4 protein-coding genes and 2 pseudogenes are annotated in these 4,703 nt (G+C 73.9%); 4 read left to right on the top strand and 2 right to left on the bottom strand.

Annotated elements, in window-relative coordinates; translation table 11 throughout:
• A pseudogene (locus SACPADRAFT_RS0218990) lies at positions 1-306 on the top strand (alpha/beta hydrolase); the annotation flags it as partial.
• A gap of 53 nt (positions 307-359) precedes the next feature.
• Positions 360-1,172 (top strand): serine hydrolase domain-containing protein, encoded by an 813-nt coding sequence (locus SACPADRAFT_RS0218985; protein ID WP_007026573.1) that lies wholly within the window; start codon positions 360-362, stop codon positions 1,170-1,172.
• A gap of 123 nt (positions 1,173-1,295) precedes the next feature.
• Here the strand turns inward: SACPADRAFT_RS0218985 and SACPADRAFT_RS0218980 are convergent, their stop codons facing one another.
• A complete protein-coding gene (locus tag SACPADRAFT_RS0218980) occupies positions 1,296-2,243 on the bottom strand; it encodes a D-2-hydroxyacid dehydrogenase family protein (RefSeq protein ID WP_007026572.1) in 948 nt (315 codons plus the stop codon).
• Between the two features lie 325 nt (positions 2,244-2,568).
• Here SACPADRAFT_RS0218980 and SACPADRAFT_RS0218975 point away from each other — a divergent pair, with 325 nt between their 5' ends.
• Positions 2,569-3,426 carry a glycine/sarcosine N-methyltransferase gene (locus SACPADRAFT_RS0218975; RefSeq protein WP_007026571.1) on the top strand — a complete coding sequence of 286 codons (858 nt, stop codon included), beginning with the start codon at positions 2,569-2,571 and terminating at the stop codon, positions 3,424-3,426.
• Between the two features lie 115 nt (positions 3,427-3,541).
• A complete protein-coding gene (locus SACPADRAFT_RS0218970) occupies positions 3,542-4,297 on the top strand; it encodes an IclR family transcriptional regulator domain-containing protein (protein WP_007026570.1) in 756 nt (251 codons plus the stop codon).
• A 15-nt stretch (positions 4,298-4,312) separates the two neighbouring features.
• On the opposite strand, the pseudogene SACPADRAFT_RS28745 reads toward SACPADRAFT_RS0218970, so the two are convergent.
• Positions 4,313-4,703 (bottom strand): annotated as a pseudogene (locus SACPADRAFT_RS28745) (shikimate dehydrogenase); the annotation flags it as partial.

Genomic DNA, 4,703 nt, shown 5'->3' with positions numbered 1-4,703 from the left:
GCCGCCGCGCTGGTCGCCGCCGCCCGCAGACCGGGACGGGTGGGGGCGGTGGTGTCCCGGGGCGGCAGGCCCGATCTCGCGGGTCCGGCGCTGTCGGAGGTCCGCAGCCCGACCCTGCTGATCGTCGGGGGCCGGGACGAGCAGGTCCTGCGGCTCAACGAACGGGCCGCGGAGAGCCTGGACACCGAGCACGAGATCCGGGTGGTGCCGGGAGCCACCCACCTGTTCGAGGAGCCCGGGGCCCTGGAACAGGTCTCCCGGCTGGCGACCGGGTGGTTCACCGGCCACCTCGGTCCGGGGGGTTGAACCCCGCGCACGCGTCCGCTCCGGCGGAGGACCGCCCGTTAGGGTGGGGACACATGGACACCCTGCGTCTGGTCGAACAGTGGCCCGTGCCCCACGCCGCCGTCGCGGTGATCCGGCCCGACGGGACGGTGCCGTTCGCCCACGGCGACCGCACGCACGTTTTCCCCCTCGCCTCGGTGACGAAGCTGCTCACCGCGCACACCACCCTGATCGCGGTCGAGGAGGGTGCGCTGGAACTCGACACCCCCGCGGGGCCCGAGGGCGCCACCGTCCGGCACCTGCTCGCGCACACGGCCGGGCTCGGCTTCAACGACCACACGGTGTACGCGGCACCCGGCGAGCGCAGGTTGTACTCCAGCGCCGGGTTCGAGCAGCTCGCCGCGGCCGTGGCGGAGCACACCGGCATCGCCTTCGACGAGTACCAGAAGGAGGCGCTGTTCCAGCCGCTCGGGATGGTCGACACCCGGCTGGAGGGGTCCCCGGGTGCGGGCGCGTCGTCCACCCTCGACGATCTGCTCGTGTTCGCCCGTGAGCTCCAGGAACCCGCGCTGATCGACCGGTCCACCCTCGACCTCGCGACCCGGGTGGCCTTCGCCGGTCTCAACGGGGTGCTACCCGGTTTCGGACACCAGAAGCCGAACGACTGGGGACTCGGCTTCGAGATCCGGGACGGCAAGGACCCGCACTGGACCGGCAAGCGTGCCTCGCCGCGCACGTTCGGGCACTTCGGACAGTCCGGGACGTTCCTCTGGGTCGACCCGGACGCGGAACTGGCCTGTGTGGCCCTCACCGACCGGGACTTCGGCCCCTGGGCGGCCGAGGCGTGGCCCGAGTTCTCCGACGCCGTCCTCGCCGAACTCGCCTGACCGCACCACCCGCGGGGTGGCGCCCGGCACCTCCCGCACCCCGACCTGTGTCGACTGGCGGGCCTGGAGCGTCGACTCGCGGGGCTGGAGTGGCGACTCGCGGGGTGGAGTGGCGACTCGCGGTCAGGGGGTGAGGACGCGGGTGGGGGTGCCGGCCCGGAAGGCGGCGATGTCCTCGACCGCGTCCCGGTAGAACACCTCGTAGACGTCCCGGGTGACGAACCCGATGTGCGGGGTGAGCAGCGCGTTCGGCAGCGAGCGCAGCGGGTGGTCGGCGGGCAGCGGCTCGTGGTCGTAGACGTCGAGCGCGGCGCCGCCGATCTCGCCCCGCCGCAGGGCGGCGACCAGCGCGTCCTCGTCCACGACGGCCCCGCGGGAGGTGTTCACCAGCAGCGCGGTGTCCTTCATCGCCGCCAGTTCCGCCGCCCCGACCAGGCCCCGGGTCCGCTCGCTGAGCACCAGATGCACCGACAGCACGTCGGCCTCGGCCAGCAGGGTGTCCCGGGACACGGCGGTGACGTCGTGTTCGGCCGCCCGCTCCGCCGTCAGGTTCCGGCTCCACGCGATCGTGCGCATGCCGAACGCCTGACCGACCCGCGCGACCCGGGAGCCGAGCCTGCCCAGCCCCAGCAGCCCGAGGGTGCCGCCGCGCAGGCCCGTGCCGAGCGTGCTCTGCCAGCCGCCCGCACGCATCGCGGCCACCTCGGTGGGCAGGTGCCGCTGCGCGGCGAGGATCAACGCCCAGGTCAGTTCCACCGTGGGATGCGGCAGGTAGCCCGTGCCGCACACCACGATCCCGTGCCGCGCGGCGGCGGCCACGTCGATCGCGGCGTTCCGCGCGCCGGTGGTGACCAGCAGCCGCAGGTCCGGCAGTCGCGCCAGCAGCGCCGCGTCGAACGGGGTGCGCTCGCGCATCGCCACCACGACGTCGAACCCGGCCAGCCGCCGCACCAGGGCGTCGGGGTCGGCGACGTGGTCGGTGAACACCGCCACCTCCTCCGCCCCCAGCGAGTCCCAGTCGGCCAGCTCCCGTGCCACGTCCTGGTAGTCGTCGAGGATCGCGATCCGCATGCGGCCACGCTAGCCCATCGACGACCCCGGACCCGAGGCCCACGCCGGGACCGCCCGGACGTGCGCCCCGCGACACCCTGTTCGCTCGGTGACACCCCCGCCGATCCGGATCCGGTGCGCGTCCCCCCGCTCGTGCGGGGGACGGCACCGATGGAGAACCCCAGGTCAGTGCGGATCTCTCCGCCGGTGTGCCACCGACACGGACCACTGCCGCCCCGCCGGGGACGGGTGCGTGCGGTTGCCCCGCCCCGCGCGCTCACCGACCGTTCCCCACGGCCCCGACGGGGCCGGGAACGACTCATGCGACACGGCGAAGGAGTGACCAATGGAGACGGTGTCGGCACGTCCGGACCTGACGAGCACGCGACAGACGTTCGGCGACCACCCGCTCGCGGTCCGCGAGACCGACCACTACACCCGGGAGTACGTGGGTGGCCTGGTCGAGAAGTGGGACGACCTGATCGACTGGGACCGTCGCGCCGAGGCCGAGGGGACCTTCTTCCTCGACCAGCTGCGCGGGCGCGGCGCGCGCACGGTCCTCGACGCGGCAGCGGGCACGGGTTTCCACTCGGTGCGCCTGCGCGAGGCCGGTTTCGACACCGTGAGCGCGGACGGCAGCCCGCAGATGCTGGCCCGGGCGTTCGAGAACGGTCTGACCCGCGGGCAGGTGCTGCACGCGGTCAACGCCGACTGGCGCACGCTCGGCCGGGACGTCCCGGGCGTGTACGACGCGCTCGTGTGCCTGGGCAACTCGTTCACCCACCTGTTCTCCGAGCACGACCGCCGCAGGACGCTCGCGGAGTTCTACGCCAAGCTCGACCACGACGGCGTGCTGATCATCGACCAGCGCAACTACGACGCCATCCTGGACGGCCGGGCGGGCGGCAACCGCACCTACTACTACTGCGGCACCGAGGTCACCGCCGCCCCGGAACACGTCGACGAGGGTCTGGCGCGGTACCGCTACACCTTCGCCGACGGCGGCGAGTACCACCTGAACATGTGCCCGCTGCGCCGCGACTACCTGCGGACGCTGCTCCGGGAGGCCGGGTTCGGCCGGGTCGAGACCTACGGGGACTTCCGCACCGAGCAGGCCGGCGACGAGCCGGACTACTTCATCCACGTCGCCGAGAAGCGCTACGCGGCGGAGCCGGACGACACCGGCCGCGACGGCGCGGCGTGAGGCCCGGGGTGGCCGCACGCCGCGACGGCAGGCGGCTGCCTAGGATCGACGGCGACCTCCGGACCGGCCACCGGCGACACGGTGGCCGGTCCGCCCGGCGAGTGGGGAGTGACGCGTGCGGTCGGTGGAGCGGACGGTGGCGGTGTTGCGTGCCTTCACCGCGCGGCACCCGACACGCACGCTGACCGAGGTGGCGACCGCCTGCGGACTCGACCGGGCCGGCACCCGGCGGATCCTGCTCACCCTGGTCGAACTCGGCTACGTCCGGCACGACGGCCGCGAGTACTCCCTGACCCCGCAGGCACTCGAGTTCGGCCACGCCTACCTCTCGGGCCGCTCACTGCCGCAGATCGCGCAACCGCATCTCGACCGACTGAGCGACACCGTGCGGGAGATGACCGCTCTCGGTGTCCTCGAGGGTCCGGACGTACGGTACGTGGCGCAGGCGCCCGGGCCGAAGCTGCTGTCGGTCACGATCCCGGTCGGGACGCGATTCCCCGCGCACACGGTTTCCCTCGGCAAGGCCCTGTTGGCCGGGCTCCCGCCCGAGGACCTGGAGATCTGGCTGAGCGCCGGGACCCTCGATCCGGTGACCCCGCACACGCTCACCGGGCGACGTGAGTTCCTCGCCGAGATCGCCACCGTCCGACGACGGGGCTTCGCCGTCAGCGAGGGGGAGTTGGAGGAGGGGCTGCTCGGCGTCGCCGCACCGGTGCGCGACCGCGACGGTGCGGTCGCCGCGGCGGCGAACATCGCGTTGGACGCCCGCGGCAGGTCCGGGGACGAGATCCACCGGGACGTGATCCCCCTGCTGCTGACCACGGTCTCCCGGATCGAGGCCGATCTCCGCCTGCGGACGGGGGACGGGTGACGCGGGCCGGAGGACTCAGTCCGGGGCGAGCGGGAGCCGGTGCCCCGTCGCCTCGCCCAGCGCGTCGCGCATCGCCTCCCGGGGAGCGGGCAGCCCGGTGAACTGCTCCACCTGGCCGAACGCCTGGTGCAGCAGCATGTCCAGGCCGGTGGCCGGGCGGCCGCCCGCCTCGGTGACCTCCCGCACCAGCGGGGTCGGCCACGGGTCGTAGATGACGTCCAGGACCGCCGGGACCGCGGCCAGGGTGCTCACCTGATCGGCGACCGCGTCCGGGGGGACGGTGCTGATCAGGACGGCGGCGTCCGCGACGACCGCGGGGAAGTCGGTGTCGGCCCACCGGTGCACCGACACGGCCAGTCCCGCCCGCCGTGCCGCCGCCCCGGTGTCCGCCGCCCGTGCCGGTTCG

This window comes from Saccharomonospora iraqiensis subsp. paurometabolica YIM 90007 (genome assembly GCF_000231035.2).
Lineage (GTDB): Bacteria > Actinomycetota > Actinomycetes > Mycobacteriales > Pseudonocardiaceae > Saccharomonospora > Saccharomonospora paurometabolica.
The sequence above is the reverse complement of the archived record's forward strand: the minus strand, read 5'-3'. Positions and strand labels throughout refer to the sequence as shown.

What these genes read in the sequence shown, in the direction of transcription:
- SACPADRAFT_RS0218985 (WP_007026573.1), top strand. Translation starts at nt 360, where the DNA reads ATGGACACCCTGCGTCTGGTCGAACAGTGGCCCGTGCCCCACGCCGCC.
- SACPADRAFT_RS0218980 (WP_007026572.1), bottom strand. Translation starts at nt 2,243, where the DNA reads ATGCGGATCGCGATCCTCGACGACTACCAGGACGTGGCACGGGAGCTG.
- SACPADRAFT_RS0218975 (WP_007026571.1), top strand. Translation starts at nt 2,569, where the DNA reads ATGGAGACGGTGTCGGCACGTCCGGACCTGACGAGCACGCGACAGACG.